Below are 16,065 nucleotides of genomic sequence, written 5' to 3' on the forward strand. Positions count from 1 at the left end.
GGCGGCGGGCGCCGGCACGGACGAGGTCCGCACGACGCTGGCGAGCTACACGCTGGGCAGCAACGTCGAGAACCTGACCTACACGGGCACGGGTGGCTTCAGCGGTACCGGCAATGCTTTGGCCAACGTCATCACCGGCGGTGCCGGTGCCGACGTGCTGGATGGCGGGGCCGGGGCGGACACGCTGATCGGTGGTAGCGGCAACGACACCTACCTGGTGGACGACGCCGGTGACGTGGTGACGGATGGTGCTGGAGCGGACACGCTGATCGGCGGTGCGGGCAACGACACCTACCTGGTGGATGATGCCGGTGACGTGGTGACGGAGGCTGCCGGCGCCGGCACGGACGAGGTCCGCACGACGCTGGCGAGCTATACGCTGGGCAGCAATGTCGAGAACCTGACCTACACGGGCACGGGTGGCTTCAGCGGTACCGGCAACGCTTTAGGCAACGTGATCACCGGCGGTGCCGGTGCCGACGTGCTGGATGGCGGGGCCGGGGCGGACACGCTGGTCGGCGGTGCGGGCAACGACACCTACCTGGTGGACGACGCCGGTGACGTGGTGACGGAGGCTGCCGGCGCCGGCACGGACGAGGTCCGCACGACGCTGGCGAGCTATACGCTGGGCAGCAACGTCGAGAACCTGACCTACACCGGCACGGGTGGCTTCAGCGGTACCGGCAACGACCTTGATAACGTCATCACGGGCGGCTCGGGCGATGACACCTTCGCTGGCGGGTTGGGGAATGACACCTATGTCTTCGGCCTGAACAGCGGTTCTGACGTCATCACCGATGGGGTGGGCGCCAACGTGCTGGTGTTTTCCTCCGACGTTGATCCGGGCAGCCTTGTCTTCCAGCAGTTGGGCAATGACCTGGTGCTGTCGCTGACGACGGGGAACACGGTGGTGACTTACGCCAATTACTACAGCGACCCCACCGTCATTGGATCCGTCCAGGTGGGCAGCACGGTGTTGGTCCCGCCCTTCTCCCACAGCTGAGGCCTCAAAAGGGCGGCCCCTCCTTGCGGAGATCGCCGCCCTTTCTCCCCCCTTACTGTCTTCAGATCGCGCGCAGGCGGGCGAAGAAGCCGGTGATCTCGGCGTTCAGGGCGTCGGCGTCCTGGCGCAGGGCTTCCGAGGCCGTGTGCAGGGCGTTGGCCGACTGGCTGGTCTGCTCGGCTGCGCCCGCCACGCCGACGATGTTGGTCGACACCTGCTGGGTGCCCATGGCCGCCTGGTTGATGTTGCGGGCGATTTCCGAGGTGGTGGCGCCCTGCTGTTCCATCGCGGACGCAATAGCGGTGGCGATCGTCCGCATGTCACCCACCACCGTGGCGATGCTGCCGATGGCCTCCACCGCTCGCGTGGTTTCCTGTTGGATGCCGGTGATGTAGCCCTGGATTTCGTCCGTGGCCTTGGTCGTCTGGCTGGCCAGGGTCTTCACTTCGCTGGCCACCACGGCGAAGCCCTTGCCCGCCTCACCGGCCCGCGCCGCCTCGATGGTGGCGTTCAGCGCCAGCAGGTTGGTCTGGCCGGCGATCTCCTGAATGACCTGGATGATGTTGCCGATGCTCTGGGCCGCGTCCGCCAGGCCCTGCATGGTGACGCCGGTCTGTTCGGCCTGGGCCACCGCCCGCTCCGCGATATCGGTGGAGCGCGTGACCTGGCTGTTGACCTCTCCCACGGCGGCGGCCAGTTCCTCGGCCGCGCTGGCGATCATCTGCACATTGCCGGTGGTTTCGGCCGAGGCGTGATTGGCCATCTCCACCATGCCGCGGCTCTGCGTCGCCATGTCGGCCAGGCCCGAGGAATGGTTGCGCACGTCTTCCGAGGCGTGCACCACGTTGCTGAGCACCCGGGCGGTGCGCTGCTGGAAATCGGCCAGCGAGGCCTCCACCGCTTCTTGCCGGCGCCGCTTCTCCTCCTGCTCGGCCAGCTGGGCCTGGGTCAGTTCGGCGTTGCGCAGGCCGTTGCGCTTGAACACTTCCAGCGCGCGGGCCAGGCGGCCGATCTCATGGCGGTCGTTCAGCAGGGGGATGTCGACGGTCAGGTCGCCATCGGCCAGCTGGCCCATGCGCTCCGTCATCAGCTTCAGGGGCTTGGCGATGCTGCGGGCCAGCAGATAAGCCACCAGGCCGCCGGCGACCACGACGACGGCGGTCAGCATCAGCATATCAATCAATATATCATGATAGATCTCATCGATGTCGTCGACGTAGATGCCGGTGCCCAGCGCCCACTGCCATGGCTCGAAGCCCAGGCTGTAGGTCATCTTGGGGAAGTTTTCGGCGGGGCCGCCCTTGTTACCCGGCCGCGGGTAGGTGTAGGTGAAGGACCCGCCGCCCTGCTTGGCGGCCTCGATGCCCAAACGCACGGTCTCGACGCCATCGGCCGTCTTGAAGTCCATGCGGTTCTTGCCTTCGAATTCCCGCTTGATGTGGACGACGGTCAGGCCGTCGTACTGGTTGACGTAGACATACTCGCCATTGCCGAAGCGCAGCTTGCGGATGTCGTCCTGCGCGCCCTTCTGCGCCTGGGCCCGAGTCAGCTCGCCCGACTGTTCGCGGTCGTACCAGTTCTGCGCCACCCCACGGGTGACCATCAGGATCTGCTTCAGCTCTTCCTTGCGGTCCTCGGTCAGGGTGTGGCGCAGGGTGGTCAGGGCGAAGCTGACGGCCAGCCCCAGGGCCAGCACCAGCATGGGCATGAACAGCGCCAGCCGGTGGGAAATCTTCAATTTGTTCAGCATGATCGGATCTTTCGCGCAGGGCGTAGGGGGTCAGGCGACAGCGGCGGCGGAGGGGGCGTCACCCTCACGGAGCAGGCCGCGGGGCAGATCGAGGTCGCGGGCGCAGGCGGCCGCGCTGCGGGCGTAGACCTCATCCACACCATGTCGGCGCAGCAGATCCAGGTCCGCGTCCGTGACGGCCCCCCGGTCCCGGTCCTGATAGGCGTAGCTGCCGATGCCACCCGTCTGCTGGTGCAGGCCCGGGGCGGCATAGGCCTCCGGCTCCACCGGGAACAGGATGCGCGACTGGCTGTCGTCCAGGCTGTCCATCCGCTGCCAACTGGTCACCGTTTCGGGGGTGAAGTAATCGGACAGGCCCAGCCGGTGGAACAGGGCCGCGGCCGCCAGCACCGGCTGCCGTGCCGCCTCATGAACGTAGTGGGTCACGGGCACGCCCTGCCGGCGGGCATAGTTCTCGACCCGCACGGCGTTCAGCGTGGCGACAACGAAATTCTCCAGCAGCTGGTCGCGGTTGACCCGGTGGGACCATTTGCGCAGCCACGACGCCAGGGCGTGCACCGGCTGGCGGTCCAGCATCACCAGGTGCAGGCGGCTGGCAGGGTAACCCGCCTCGATCAGCATCTGCAGTGGGATGTACAGGCACTCCGCCGTCAGATAGGGGCCGGCCACGTCCTTGCAGAAGATGTGGGGCGCCTGGTCGGCCAGGGGAACGGCCCAGGGGCCGGGGCGATCAGCGGCCAGCACATGGCGCATGACCGCCTTGGTCGGCTGGTAGTAGGAGGGGAGGCCGGCCACGCCGAACAGGTTGGCCATGGCTGTTGAGCCGACACGGGCCCGTCCCCAGGCACAGGTCAGGTGGGGAAAATCCTGTTCCGTCCGCCCGCCGAAGCCGGCAGCCAAGTAGGAGGCAACCTGGTTGGTTAAGCCATCCAAATGGAATTCCCGAACCTGATACCGCGCATCGGAGGCCAGGCAGACCTTTCCCAGGGAAGCGTCGTCCGTTTCCACCAGTTCTGCGAGCGTGTCTAAATCTATGATTTGCTTATAGAAAGCGACCATTTCTTTCCCCGCCAAGGATAGTCGGCCGACGGCCCGGATGCGGCATCCCTCCGCCTCAAGTCACGGCTCTAACCCAAAGAATAGGAAGGGAGTTATTAAGGCAATATTAAGAGAGGCAGCTGCGTAAAAATCTACTACCAACGAATTAGAAAATGAATACAAACGTATTTACGCAGTGTTTATATTGCATTTGTATTTATTGTTCCAGGGCGCTTTCCCGCCCGCTTAGACACTTGAATTTATATAAACATTCACTGGATCGCCACGAAGGTTAACCACAACGTGTAAGGCTGACGGGTCCCCACCAACCCCTGGGCGCAAACGTCCTGCTCCAGGGGAACTGTCCGGGCTTGGTCTGAGAGGGCCATTCGCCGCGTGGTGCCATGCGCGCTCCGACAAAAAACGGCCCAGCCGATGAGGGCTGGGCCGCTGTCAGAAGGGACGGGAGAGAGAATCAGTGATGGGCTTTGGCCAGGCCGCCGTTGCCGTCACCCACGCCGATCTCCACGTTCTGCATCATGCCCTGGTCCTCATGGTCCAGGATGTGGCAATGCAGGACGTATTCGCCGATGTACCGCTCATACCGTGTGCGGACGATCAGGCGGTAATAGCCCTTGGTCTTGTCCGTCAGTGTGGCGCCGAACGGGATCTTGGTCTTGACCCACAGCGTGTCCTTCCAGGCGCCGCGCAGGCCGGCGTACTGGGTATCGCCATCCTTCTCGACATAGCCCGGGGCGCTGACGTCGTTGTTGTCGGGGTCCAGGATGGCCACGATCTGGAACGGGTTCACGTGGATGTGGAAGGGGTGGTTGACGCCATAGGACCGCAGTTCCCAGGTCTGGGCCTGCCCCAGGATCAGCGAGCGGTCCACGACCTTCGGGTCGTAGGAATGGGTCTGGGGCCTGCCGTCGGCGCCCAGCTGGAAGGTGTTGCCCACGGTGAAGATGGCGGGTCCGTTCGGATTGTTGAGATCCTTCGGCCCCAGATAGAACAGCATTTCCTGCGTCGGGTTGCCCGCCACCTCGCCTTCCTGAATGGTGGGGTGGGGGACGAAGCGGGTCAGCAGGATGTTGGGCTTGCCCTTGGCGTCCTTGGTCGTCAGGTCGGCGACGATCTGGTTGCGGACGTCCGCCGGCATGTTCTTCTGGGCCGAGGCTACCAGGGTGTTCACTAGTGTCTGGATGGGATCGGCGGTGCGGGTGCCGCCCCGCACGGTGACCACGCCCAGCAGGCTGCGCAGCGTGCCGGATCGGCTGACGGTGACGTCCGCGGCCATCGGGCTCTGGGTCACGCAGTAGTTGCCGGGCTCGGGGAAAACCACCATCAGGTCATAGCGATAGCCGGGCTGCAGGGTGGTGTTGGTGTTGGTCAGGGTGTTGCCCATGGTCAGGCCATCGGCCGCCACCACCTGGTAAGGCACGGCGGGGCCGGTGCACACCGTGTCGACGAACTTGTCCGCGCCGTTCTTGCTGGGGCGGGCGGTGGCGGTCGTGGTGTCCGCCATCTTGTGGAATTCCACGTTGATGGTCTCACGCACGCCGGCGTGGATCAGGCGCCAGCGTTCCGCCGTGCCCGCCTGGGCGTCGGTGAAGGTGGGCATGATGACGCCGTTGATGCTGGTCCAGCGCCCCGACTGCGCCCAACTGCCGGGGCTGAACTCGTCACTGGTCGGGGGGACGGTTCCCGGGGGGTTTTGCACGGCGCCGTATGTTTCGATGATCCCCGTCTGGTTGGCCTTGCAGTCCCAGGTCGGCGTCTTGTTGTCGTCCAGGCAGTAGTACTGGATCTGCTGGAACACCAGGGTGCGTTCCTTGAGGGGCTTGCCGTCGGCGCCGATCAGCAGGGTATCCAGGTCGCCGTTGACCTGGGGCGTGGGCTTGCGGTCACCACGGATGATCAGCGCGCCGGCCATGCCGCTGCCCACCTGCAGGGCCGTCGAGCCGTGGCGGTGCGGATGGTACCAGAAGGTGCCGGCCGGATGGTCGGCCGGGATGTTGTACTCATACTGGAAGCTGACGCCGGGATTCAGCGAGATCAGAACGTTGTCGCTGTTGCCCGCGGGGCTGACCCACAGGCCGTGCGAATGCAGATTGGTGCCGTTGAAGCAGTGCGGCGTGTCCGGCGTGATGCTGTGGTCGTTGCAGCTGGGATCGGCCGGCAGGTCGTTGTGCAGGGTGACGCGCACGGTGTCACCAGGCGTCACGTCGATCTCCGGCGCCACATAGGGCGTGCCGGGCGACACGCCGGTGCCGACATAGCTGCGCAGGTGCACGCGCTGGTACCGCTGCTCCCCTGGGTCGTACAGGGCGGCGTCGGTGTACTGGATGTGCAGGTCGAAGGCCCGCTCCTTGCCGGCGTGAGCCGCCGGGGCGGTGGCCAGGCTGATGGCCGACGGCGCCTTGGGCAGGCCGGGAACGTTGGCTGAGCCCGTGGCCGGCGCCGTCTGGGGCAGGCTGGGGGGATTGGCGAAGGTGCTCTGCGCCGCGGCCGGCGGGGCGGCCCCCAGCAGCATCAGGCCCAGGCCGGCGACGCCGGCCCCCAGGCTTACCTTCAGTGACGCCCCGCGCGTCTGATATCCTCGCATGCTCCACCCCCTCTTCGCGGCCCGCGCCGCCTCTGGTTGAGTTATTGGGGTGCAATCTAGCAGATAAGGGCCACCAATCCACCCGTTTAACGGGTATGTGAGATTGATATACCCTCCGCGGATGTAATCGGCCTTTTAACGGCGGCACGGGAAGGTCTGTCATCGGCGGTATCGCTGGGGCTACACTGGCCATTCTTGCGATGATGAAAGGCAGCCCAATGACCGACCCTCTCTCCGATTTCGTCCGCGGCCTGCCCAAGGCGGAGCTGCACCTGCACATCGAAGGCAGCCTGGAACCGGAGCAGATGTTCGACTTCGCCCGCCGCAACCGGGTTAATCTGCCCTTCCGCACGGTGGAGGAGGTGCGGGCGGCCTACGCCTTCACCAACCTTCAGGACTTCCTGGACATCTATTACCAAGGGGCCCAGGTCCTGCGTACGGAAGAAGACTTCCACGACTTGGCGATGGCTTATTTCCAGCGGCTGGCAGCCGATGGTGGCGTGCATGCCGAGATCTTCTTCGATCCCCAGACCCATACCGACCGGGGCATCCCCTTCCAGGTGGTGGCCGACGGCCTGCTGGCCGGCATGGCGGCGGCGGAGCGGGAGTTGGGCGTCACCTCCCGCCTCATCCTCTGCTACCTGCGCCATCTGGATGAGGAGTCGGCCTTCGCCACGCTGAGGACGGCGGAGCCCTATCTGGACCGCATCACGGGCGTTGGCCTGGATTCATCCGAGGTCGGCAACCCCCCGTCGAAATTCGCCCGGGTGTTCCAGGCGTCACGGGAGCGGGGGCTGAAGCTGGTGGCCCACGCGGGGGAGGAGGGGCCGCCCGACTATGTCTGGCAGGCGCTGGACATTCTCGGCGTGGATCGCCTGGACCATGGCAACCGCGCGCTGGAGGATGCGGCCCTCACCCGGCGGCTGGTGGACCAGGGCACGACGCTGACGGTGTGCCCGCTGTCCAACCTCAAGCTCTGCGTCGTGCCCAGCCTGGAGACGCATCCCCTGCGGCGTATGCTGGACCTGGGGCTGAGGGCCACGGTCAACGCCGACGACCCGGCCTATTTCGGCGGCTATCTGCTGGACAATTACGTACGGGTGGCGGCGGCTTTGGGCCTGGACCGGGCGCAGCTGGCGCGGCTGGCCCGCAACAGCATCACCGGGTCTTTCCTGGGTGCCGCGGCCCAGGCGCCGCATCTGGCCAGGCTGGACGCTATAGTGCTTTAACCGCCAAAGCCTCCCAGGGTGTGGTCGTACAGCACCTTGGCGCCGATGCCGATCAGGCCCAGGCCGCCCAGCACCTCGGCCCAGCGGCCCAGCACGGGGCCGGCGGCCCGGCCCAACATCACCCCGCCGAAGGCCATGGTGAATGTCACCAGGCCGATCAGGGCAATGGTGGTGGGCACGTCGACATTCATATAGCCCAGGGTAATGCCGACGGCGGTGGCGTCGATGCTGGTGGCGATGGCGGTCATGGCCAGCGCCAGGGGCGAATGCCGGTCGGCCTTGGGCTTGTCCTCATCGTCGTTCTTCCACGCCAGCCAAGCCATGCGGCCGCCCACGACCAGCAGCAGGCCGAAGGCGATCCAGTGGTCGTAGGCCTCTATGTAATGGGCGAAGGACAGGCCCAGGCCCCAACCCAGAATGGGGGCCGCCAGCTCGAACAGGCCGAAATAGGCGCCCACCCGGGCCGCCTCCCGCACGCCGGGGCGGTTGAGGCTGGCGCCCTTGCCCAGTGAGGCGGCGAAGGCGTCCATGGACAGGCTGAACGCCAGGGCGAAGGACGTGGTGATGGGCATGATACAGACCTCGGGGACGGCAATGCGACAGGCCAGGCGGACGACAGCAGCAGTCGGCGTCCGGCCCGGCCAGGGCGGACGCGACATGCCACTGGTCTCGCCAACGATCCGCGCAGGGCGGATCGGTCGCACGCGCCATGGGCCGCACCGGTGAGGCACCGAATGGTGATGCACCGATGGGGCCCAAGTCTGTTGACGCGGCGCCCGCTCAAAATCGGCGGGCGGCTACTCCCCAATGATGGGCGGTGATTAGCGGCTGACGAGGCGGTCTGTCAAGGCTCCTTTCGCACTGCACAATACCCGTGGTCATGGATCCCGTGACGGGGGAACCGACGGCGTATCGCTGGCGGGAAAGCTTTCCTCCAGCGCCTCGTCCAGTAACTCGTCGACATGGCGGTCGTTGACCTTGGCGGGGCCGTTGGTACCGGTTTGGCCGGGGGTGGGGGACGGCGGCGTATGGGTGGGCATGGGCTTCCTTTCACATGATATCCTGCCGGGGACGCCAGGATGATGAGGGGGGTGCCCGCGACCGTCCCGTGCCAATGCCGTGACAGACTGTGAAGATTTGATGGCGTTGGCGGCCCGTGGCGATGCCGCGCGACGAATGTCCGCTGCGCTGGCTCCCCGCCGGCTGCGACATTCCAGATTGGTTGGCGCCCTTGATGTTACCGGTAACTTGAGCAACAGTGGCCCCGAAAACGATTACAAAATGGGGTTGGGAACGCTGTCATGACAGGAAACTCGCATTCCACGCGGGCGCGACGCCTGCTGCTCGCCTCCGTCGCGGCTCTCGCGTTGGCCGGCTGTCAGACTGATGGCAGTCAGAAGGCACCGTCCGTCGCCGCCGCGCCATCGGCGCCGCAGGGGGCCGTGCTGACCGGCCAGGCGCCCTATCACTGGAAGAACGTCCAGATCGTGGGCGGTGGCTTCGTCGACGGCATCATCTTCCATCCCACCGTGCCCGGCTTGCGCTATGCCCGCACCGATATGGGTGGCGCCTACCGCTGGGACGAGGGGGCCAAGCGCTGGATCCCCCTGCTGGACTGGGTCTCCTACGCCGATACCAACCTGATGGGCGTGGAAAGCATCGCGCTGGACCCGCACAACCCCGATCGTGTCTACATGGCGCTGGGCACCTACACCGCCCCGCAGGCGCCCGCCGGCGCCATCGTGCGCTCCGACGACCGGGGGCGGACCTTCCGCCGCGTCGACGTGCCCATCAAGTTCGGCGGCAATGAGAACGGCCGTGGCAATGGCGAACGCCTGGCGGTCGATCCCAACGATCCGGACACCCTCTACCTCGGCACCCGCCATGACGGCCTGTGGGTCAGCCACGACGGCGCGGCCACCTGGAACCGCGTCGCCAGCTTTCCCGACGTGACGGAGGATCTGTCGAAGGAGATCGCGGCCGGCGTGTCGCCCTGGGCGCGCGGCGGGGCGGGCCTGGTGTTCGTGATCTTCGACCCCAAAAGCGCCACCAAGAACGGCAAGGGCAGCCGCACCATCTACGTCGGCGCCTCCCTCAAGGGGCGGGACAACCTGTTCCGCAGCACTGATGGCGGCCGGACCTGGGCGCCCGTGCCGGGCCAGCCCACCGCCAACCGGCCGACGCGCGCCGCGCTGGCGGCCGACGGCACACTCTACGTCTCTTACGGCAGCAGCCCCGGTCCCACCCGTATGACCGACGGCGCCGTGTGGAAGCTGAACACCCGGCGGGGCAAGTGGACCGACATCACGCCGGAGAAGCCGGACGCCGCCAAGGGGGCAGCCTTCGGCTATGCCGCCGTGGCGGTGGACGCGCACAATCCCAAGGTGGTCATCGCCAGTTCCTTCGACCGGCACCGCCAGCCGGGGTCTTACCCTGGCCTGGGGGAGGACATTTTCCGCAGCCTGGATGGCGGCAAGACCTGGCACGGCGTGTTCGGCGGCCCCAAGGGCGATGGCAAGAACGGTGGCGTCTACGACTACAGTCTGGCGCCCTATGTGAGGCCCACGCCCATCCATTGGCTGTTCGATATCGAGATCGATCCCGCCAACCCTGACCACGCCATGTTCACCACGGGCTACGGCGGGTGGGAGACGTTTGATCTCACCGCCGTGGACAAGGGCCAGCCCAGCCACTGGCAGGTGATGAGCACCGGCATCGAGGAAACGGTGGGCATGGCCTTCAACAGCCCCGTCCAGGGCGCCCCGCTGATTTCCGCCATCGGCGACTATGGCGGCTTCGTGCATTGGGACCTGGACAAGCCGGCGCCGGAGGGCGCTGCCTCCTCGCCCCGGTTCGGCAACACCGACAGCGTGGTGTCGGCACCGCTGAACCCCGGCGTGGTGGTGCGTGTAGGCATCCATGACGAACGCTATCCGGCGCCCAACATCGGCTATTCCCTGGATGGCGGCCGCAGCTGGAAGCCGGCGGTGATGCCGGTGCCGGAGGCCAAGCGTGGCAAGGTCGCCGTCTCCGCCGACGGCGCCACCTGGGTGTGGACGCCGCAGGGGGCGAAGGAGGGGCTGGTGTCCGGGGCTTTCGTCACCACCGACCACGGCACCACCTGGACCTCCGCCCAGGGGCTGCCGGACGGCGTGCGGGTGATCGGCGACGCCGTTGATCCCGACACCTTCTACGCCCTGTCCCTGTTCGACGGGAAACTGTACGTCAGCACCGACCGCGCCGCCCATTTCCAGGCGCGGCCCTTCACCCTGCCGAACGGCCTGCCCACGCCGGCGGCGGTGCGCAACGGCCGGGGCGATCCGCGTGGCGGCCAGGATGCCCTGTACGCCACGCCGGGCCGCAGGGGCGACCTGTGGATCGCCGCTTTCGATGGGCTCTACCACGGCACGGCCGATGGTGGGGCCTTCACCCGCCTGCCCGGCGTGGAGGAGTTGCACGCCTTCGGCTTCGGCAAGGCTGCCCCCGGGGCCGACATCGCCGCCCTTTACCTGGTGGGCACCATCGATCGTCAGCGGGGAATCTTCCGCTCCGACGATGCCGGGCGGCATTGGGTACGGGTGAACGATGACCAGCACCAGTGGGGCCTGATCCTGCAGGTATCGGGCGACCCCAAGCGGTATGGCCGCGTCTATGTCGGGACCCATGGCCGGGGTATCGTCTATGGCGATCCCCAATAAGACTGCAGTTTGGGAATCGTAAATCACCCAAAGGGTTAGTGTCGTCCGGGCAGATCCGGGCGACACCAAGCCCGTATCCCTTGCAGCTTTGCCATTATAGGATGGGGTCCACGCCGCAGGACCCCATCCCATGCCGACCCCGCCACCCACGCCGTCCTCGTTCCGCCACCGTCTCGGCGCTTGCATCCGCCGGCAGCGCCTGGGCGAGCCCCGCCTGTGGTGGACCGTGCGGCGCAAGCGCTTCTGGGCCGTCCTCATTCTGGCGCTGTACACGCTGGTGGGCTTCTTCGTCGCCCCGCCCCTGCTGCGGCGGGAAATCGTGGACGTGACGCAGAAAGCCTTCCAACGCCCTGCCAGCCTGGACGAGGTGCACATCAACCCTTACGCCCTCAGTGTGGAGTTGCGCGGCTTCCGCCTGACGGAGGCCGATGGCGCCCCTCTGCTGGGTTTCGACCGGCTGTATGTCCGCCTGGCGCTGGGCGGACTGCTGCGCTGGGCCTGGGGCGTCAACGACATCCAGCTGGATGGCCTGAAAGCCACCCTGGTGCGCTATGGCGAGACCGACACCAACATCGGGCGCCTGATCCAGGCCGCCGCCTCCGGCGATGACCAGGCCAAGGCCGAAGCGCCCGGCCAGGGCCTGCCGCGCCTGCTGATCCATCGCGTGACCGTCACCAACGCAGCCGCCGACGTGACCGACCAGGTGCCGGGCACACCGTTCAAGACTAAGGTCGGCCCCGTCAGCATGGAGTTCAACGACCTCAGCACCCTGCCGGAACGCCAGGGGCAACAGCACCTGCAGGTGGGGCTGGAGGGCGGCGCCACCCTGGAATGGACGGGCACATCCGGCCTGAACCCCATCGTCTCCGCCGGCCATGTGGCGGCGCGCGGGCCTTACATTCCCCTGGCGGCCCGCTATTTCGGCGACGTTTTCAAGGTCACCGTGCCCACCGGCACCCTGGCGGCTGACCTGGATTATCAGGTCAGCCGTCGCGCCGACGGTGCCTATGCCCTGGCGGTCACCCATGCGGGTGTGGTGTTGCGCGACCTGGCGGTGCATGAGTCCGGGGTGGCGGCGCCTTTCCTGACCCTGCCGGAACTGCGCCTGGCTGGCGGGCGCCTGGCTTGGCCCGAACGCACCGCCGCCGCCGACAGCCTCAGCGTGGACGGCTTGACCGTGGCCTTGCGGCGCCAGGCGGACGGCCGCGTCGGCCCCATGCCCTGGCTGGTGGGGGTTGCCGATCCAGCGGCCGTGCCGGCAGCGAAGGGGGCCGACGCGCCGCCATGGACCGCCACACTGGGCAAGGTCCAGGTGCGCAAGGCCAAGGCGGTGGTGGAGGATCAGGCGCTGCATGAGCCGGCGCGGCTGGAGCTGACGCCCATCGACGTTACCCTGGACAACCTCTCCAACCAGGCGGACGCCGCATTCCCCTTCACCCTGACGGCGGCGCTGTCGGGCGGGGGCCAGGTGACGGCGCACGGCAAGGTCACGGCGCTACCGGCCCTGCGGCTTGAGGCCACGGCCGCCCTGACCGACCTGCCGGTCGCCGCTGCCCAGCCCTATGTGCGCGAAAGCGCCCGGGTGGACATCAACGATGGCCATCTGTCGGCGGAGGGTGACATCACCATCACACCGCCCGAGGGCAAGACGCCCGGCGGTCTCACCGCGGTCGGCAAGGGCGAGGTGCGGTCGCTGGCGGTGGCGGAGCAGGGCGGCGGCATCCCGGTCGTCTCCTGGGACAGGCTGAGCATCGACCGCTTTGAATACAGCCAGGCGGGCAATGAGCTGCGCGTTTCCCAGGTCACCGTGGCGGCGCCCTATCTGCGCCTGCAGGTGGCGGCCAACCAGACCACCAACTTCAACCATCTGATGGTGCCACGGGCCAAGGCCACCGCCGGGGCGGCGGCACAAGCTTCAGCCCCGGCCCCGGCGGTCAGCGTGGGCCGGGTGGTGGTTACCGGCGGCAAGGCCGATTACGGCGACGCCTCCCTGCCACTGCCCTTCTCGGCCCACATCACCGACCTGCAGGGGGAGGTGGCGGCGCTCAGTTCCAGCGCCACGGCGTCCTCGCGCCTGGCCTTGCGCGGCCAGGTGGGCGACTTCGGCCAGGTGACCGTCGACGGCCGGCTGGTGCCCTTCGACCCCGGCCGCGATTCCAACGTCAACATGCTGTTCCGCAACGTCGAATTCCCCGACCTGTCGCCTTACACGGTGAAGTTCGCCGGGCGGCGCATCGACCGGGGGCGTCTGGACGTCGACCTGCACTATCTGGTCAAGGGCGGCGCGCTGAACGGCGCCAACCGCGTCGTCATCCGGGACATCAAGCTGGGCGACCGGGTGGACGTGCCCGGCGCGCTGGATCTGCCCTTGGACCTCGCCATCGCGCTACTGAAGGATGATGAGGGCAAGATCAACGTCGACCTGCCGGTCAGCGGCAACATCAACGACCCGCGTTTCGACATCGGCAGCGTCATCCGTGCCGCCGCCGCCGACCTGCTGACCAATCTGGTCACCGCCCCCTTCCGCGCCCTGGCCGCGCTGTTCGACGGGGCGGACGCGGACAAGCTGGACCATATCGACTTCGCCCCCGGCCGGGCCGACCTTTCCCCGCCGGAGCAGGAGAAGGTCGTCCATCTGGCCCAGGCGCTGGGCGCCCGGCCGCAATTGGCCCTGGTGGTGCCCGGCGTCGTGGCGCCGGAGGCGGACAAGGCACAGTTGCAGATGGACGCGCTGGACGCCCGCATGGCTCAGGCCCTGGCCGACCACTACACCCTGGAAGGCCAGCGCCAGTTCCTGGAGGCGCAGTTCGTCGAGCGCCTAGGCGCCGACCAGCTGCCGCCGGTGCGCGATTCCTTCACCCATACGCCCCCAGCGGCCCCCGGCGCCAAGACCCCACCGACCCCCGTGCTGGATGAAACAGGCTATGTCGGCGCCCTGCGCGACCGTGTCGCCAAGACCGAACCGCTAGCGGAACAAGCCTTGAAAGCCTTGGCGCAAGCCCGGGCGACCGCGGTGGCCGGCGCCTTGAAGCAGCGGCTGCCCAACCTGGATCCCAAGCGGGTCAGCCTGCGCGGCGAGGTCCAGGCGAAGGTGGACAGGGAAGGATTGATTCCCCTGAAGCTGGACGCGGCCAGCGCCGGCGACTAGGCCGTTACCGCCTCATAGCTCCGTCCATTCGCGCATCAGGTTGGCGTAGATGCGGGCCAGGGCGTCGAACTGCGCGCTCTTGCCTTCCAGGCTGTGCAGATGGGTGCGGGCCTGGCCCAGGTCATACAGCATGGACCGATGCTCCGGGCGGCGGATCATGCTTTGCAGCCAGCCCACGGCGGCCATGCGGGTGCCCCGCGTCACCTTGGCCACGCGGTGGATGGCGCCGGACGGGTAGGCGACCAGCGACCCCGCTGCCGGCTTGAACGCCTGTTCGTGCCCGCCTTGGTCGATGATCAGTTCCCCGCCGTCATAGGACGCGGGATCGCACAGGAACAGGGTGAAAGAGATGTCCGCCCGCACCGCCCCACGGTCCGGTGTGAAGATCACCGGCATGTCGTTGTGGGCGCCGTACTCCATACCCTCGTCATAGCGGTTGAAGGCCAGTGGCGCCATGAACAGGGGGAACAGGGCGCGGCGGAAATCCTCGTACCGCTCGATGCCGCGCACCACCGTGCGGAAGGCGCCGTCATAGCCCGGCATGCCCGCCTGCAATTGCAGGTTCTTCTTCACCTGCCGGATCTGCTCCCCCGCTGTGGCGGCGCCATCGGCGAACGGCGTGCCGCGCAGGCCCGCCAGCAATTGGCCGATTTCCTGGGGGCTCAGGACATTGGGGAAGATGGTGATCATGGGCCCGCGGCGTCCCTGCGTTCGTCTTCTTGAGGCCGGTCACCTTGCCCGTTGGCTCAGGGACTGGCAACCGGGGAGAGGAATGTGGGGCCTGGATTGACCCGGATCAGAGGGCGGTATATTTTCGACCAAATAAATCGACCAATTGCTAAGGGTAGTCTCATGCGTGAGGTTCAATCATCCGATGCCAAGACGCATCTGCCCCAGCTACTGGATGAGGTGGAACGAGGTGAGACGATCATCATTACCCGTCATGGCCGCCCCGTGGCTCGTATCGTGCCGGAATCCCAGGGTCGTGAGGCGGAGATACGGCGCGCGCAGGCGTTGATTCGGGAATTCCGGCAAACCATGCCCAAGCTGACGCTGGAAGAGATCCTGTCTGCCCGGCACGAAGGGCATAAATACTGATGCCTTTCGTGGTGGATGTTTCGGTAGCCGCCAGTTGGCTTATGCCCGACGAAGGCTGTGACGCCGCGATCATCGCGTTTGAGCGTCTGGTCACCGATCCGGCCGTGGTGCCAAGCCTCTGGTGGTTCGAGATCAGAAACATGTTGCTGGTCAATGAGCGCCGTCGGCGCCTGGATGAAATGCAGACGGCGCGGGCTCTGGCGCTATTGGCTCAGCTTCCGATCCGGGTAGACAACTCACCAGATAGCGCCATCGTCATGCGCTTGGCCCGGCAGCACCGGCTGACGGCATACGACGCTGCCTACCTGGAACTGGCACAGCGATTGGCTGTGCCTTTGGCGACGTTGGACGACGCTCTGGTGCGGGCGGCCCACGCTGATGGCGTGACGTTGGTGGGGTGATGGAAGACGTAAACCTCCATCAGATCGACGACCAGGACGTGATGCGCACTAGAAGATGATTTGGCTGAGCCGCTTGCGCTGTTCCTGGGCTCTCC

The 16,065-nt window shown here is 66.9% G+C and carries 12 protein-coding genes and 1 riboswitch; of the genes, 6 read left to right on the forward strand and 6 right to left on the reverse strand.

Going from position 1 to position 16,065, the window contains the following annotated elements:
• The coding region (locus P5F91_RS18625; RefSeq protein WP_277907902.1) for a calcium-binding protein at window positions 1-1,003 on the forward strand (1,003 nt) is incomplete at its 5' end.
• A 61-nt stretch (window positions 1,004-1,064) separates the two neighbouring features.
• On the opposite strand, the gene P5F91_RS18630 is transcribed toward P5F91_RS18625, so the two are convergent.
• The 3 genes from P5F91_RS18630 to P5F91_RS18640 all read right to left on the reverse strand — a co-directional run bounded on the left by P5F91_RS18630 (window position 1,065) and on the right by P5F91_RS18640 (window position 6,396).
• Window positions 1,065-2,753 carry a methyl-accepting chemotaxis protein gene (locus tag P5F91_RS18630; protein WP_277907903.1) on the reverse strand — a complete coding sequence of 563 codons (1,689 nt, stop codon included), beginning with the start codon at window positions 2,751-2,753 and terminating at the stop codon, window positions 1,065-1,067.
• Window positions 2,754-2,783: 30 nt separating this feature from the next.
• A complete protein-coding gene (locus tag P5F91_RS18635) occupies window positions 2,784-3,686 on the reverse strand; it encodes a sulfotransferase family protein (protein ID WP_246134574.1) in 903 nt (300 codons plus the stop codon).
• 580 nt (window positions 3,687-4,266) lie between these two features.
• On the reverse strand, window positions 4,267-6,396 hold the full coding sequence (locus P5F91_RS18640; RefSeq protein WP_145613196.1) for a multicopper oxidase family protein: 2,130 nt from the start codon (window positions 6,394-6,396) through the stop codon (window positions 4,267-4,269).
• Window positions 6,397-6,614: 218 nt separating this feature from the next.
• On the opposite strand from P5F91_RS18640, the gene P5F91_RS18645 reads away from it, so the two are divergent.
• Window positions 6,615-7,625, forward strand: coding sequence for an adenosine deaminase (locus P5F91_RS18645; protein ID WP_145613195.1), 1,011 nt, complete (start codon window positions 6,615-6,617; stop codon window positions 7,623-7,625).
• Here P5F91_RS18645 and P5F91_RS18650 read toward each other — a convergent pair.
• Both P5F91_RS18650 and P5F91_RS18655 read right to left on the reverse strand, forming a co-directional pair.
• Window positions 7,622-8,197, reverse strand: a complete 576-nt coding sequence (locus P5F91_RS18650) for a manganese efflux pump MntP (RefSeq protein ID WP_145613194.1) — start codon at window positions 8,195-8,197, stop codon at window positions 7,622-7,624. The genes P5F91_RS18645 and P5F91_RS18650 overlap by 4 nt on opposite strands.
• A 77-nt stretch (window positions 8,198-8,274) precedes the next feature.
• Window positions 8,275-8,443, reverse strand: a riboswitch (yybP-ykoY riboswitch).
• Window positions 8,444-8,503: 60 nt separating this feature from the next.
• Window positions 8,504-8,665: a hypothetical protein gene (locus P5F91_RS18655; protein WP_186454957.1), complete on the reverse strand. Its 162-nt coding sequence runs from the start codon at window positions 8,663-8,665 to the stop codon at window positions 8,504-8,506.
• A 261-nt stretch (window positions 8,666-8,926) separates the two neighbouring features.
• Here P5F91_RS18655 and P5F91_RS18660 point away from each other — a divergent pair, with 261 nt between their 5' ends.
• Both P5F91_RS18660 and P5F91_RS18665 read left to right on the forward strand, forming a co-directional pair.
• Window positions 8,927-11,323, forward strand: a complete 2,397-nt coding sequence (locus tag P5F91_RS18660; protein ID WP_277907904.1) for a beta propeller repeat protein — start codon at window positions 8,927-8,929, stop codon at window positions 11,321-11,323.
• Window positions 11,324-11,453: 130 nt separating this feature from the next.
• On the forward strand, window positions 11,454-14,471 hold the full coding sequence (locus tag P5F91_RS18665) for a DUF748 domain-containing protein (RefSeq protein WP_277907905.1): 3,018 nt from the start codon (window positions 11,454-11,456) through the stop codon (window positions 14,469-14,471).
• Between the two features lie 12 nt (window positions 14,472-14,483).
• Here P5F91_RS18665 and P5F91_RS18670 read toward each other — a convergent pair whose 3' ends face one another.
• Window positions 14,484-15,161, reverse strand: a complete 678-nt coding sequence (locus P5F91_RS18670) for a Fe2+-dependent dioxygenase (protein WP_277907906.1) — start codon at window positions 15,159-15,161, stop codon at window positions 14,484-14,486.
• Between the two features lie 162 nt (window positions 15,162-15,323).
• Here P5F91_RS18670 and P5F91_RS18675 point away from each other — a divergent pair, with 162 nt between their 5' ends.
• Window positions 15,324-15,569, forward strand: coding sequence for a type II toxin-antitoxin system Phd/YefM family antitoxin (locus P5F91_RS18675; protein ID WP_145613191.1), 246 nt, complete (start codon window positions 15,324-15,326; stop codon window positions 15,567-15,569).
• Window positions 15,569-15,970, forward strand: a complete 402-nt coding sequence (locus tag P5F91_RS18680; RefSeq protein ID WP_145613190.1) for a type II toxin-antitoxin system VapC family toxin — start codon at window positions 15,569-15,571, stop codon at window positions 15,968-15,970. Before P5F91_RS18675 ends, P5F91_RS18680 begins: the two co-directional genes overlap by 1 nt.
• The last annotated feature ends 95 nt before the right edge of the window (window positions 15,971-16,065 follow it).

Source organism: Nitrospirillum amazonense, assembly GCF_029594735.1.
Lineage (GTDB): Bacteria > Pseudomonadota > Alphaproteobacteria > Azospirillales > Azospirillaceae > Nitrospirillum > Nitrospirillum amazonense.

What these genes read in the sequence shown, in the direction of transcription:
- P5F91_RS18630 (WP_277907903.1), bottom strand. Translation starts at nt 2,753, where the DNA reads ATGCTGAACAAATTGAAGATTTCCCACCGGCTGGCGCTGTTCATGCCC.
- P5F91_RS18640 (WP_145613196.1), bottom strand. Translation starts at nt 6,396, where the DNA reads ATGCGAGGATATCAGACGCGCGGGGCGTCACTGAAGGTAAGCCTGGGG.
- P5F91_RS18645 (WP_145613195.1), top strand. Translation starts at nt 6,615, where the DNA reads ATGACCGACCCTCTCTCCGATTTCGTCCGCGGCCTGCCCAAGGCGGAG.
- P5F91_RS18650 (WP_145613194.1), bottom strand. Translation starts at nt 8,197, where the DNA reads ATGCCCATCACCACGTCCTTCGCCCTGGCGTTCAGCCTGTCCATGGAC.
- P5F91_RS18655 (WP_186454957.1), bottom strand. Translation starts at nt 8,665, where the DNA reads ATGCCCACCCATACGCCGCCGTCCCCCACCCCCGGCCAAACCGGTACC.
- P5F91_RS18660 (WP_277907904.1), top strand. Translation starts at nt 8,927, where the DNA reads ATGACAGGAAACTCGCATTCCACGCGGGCGCGACGCCTGCTGCTCGCC.
- P5F91_RS18665 (WP_277907905.1), top strand. Translation starts at nt 11,454, where the DNA reads ATGCCGACCCCGCCACCCACGCCGTCCTCGTTCCGCCACCGTCTCGGC.
- P5F91_RS18670 (WP_277907906.1), bottom strand. Translation starts at nt 15,161, where the DNA reads ATGATCACCATCTTCCCCAATGTCCTGAGCCCCCAGGAAATCGGCCAA.
- P5F91_RS18675 (WP_145613191.1), top strand. Translation starts at nt 15,324, where the DNA reads ATGCGTGAGGTTCAATCATCCGATGCCAAGACGCATCTGCCCCAGCTA.
- P5F91_RS18680 (WP_145613190.1), top strand. Translation starts at nt 15,569, where the DNA reads ATGCCTTTCGTGGTGGATGTTTCGGTAGCCGCCAGTTGGCTTATGCCC.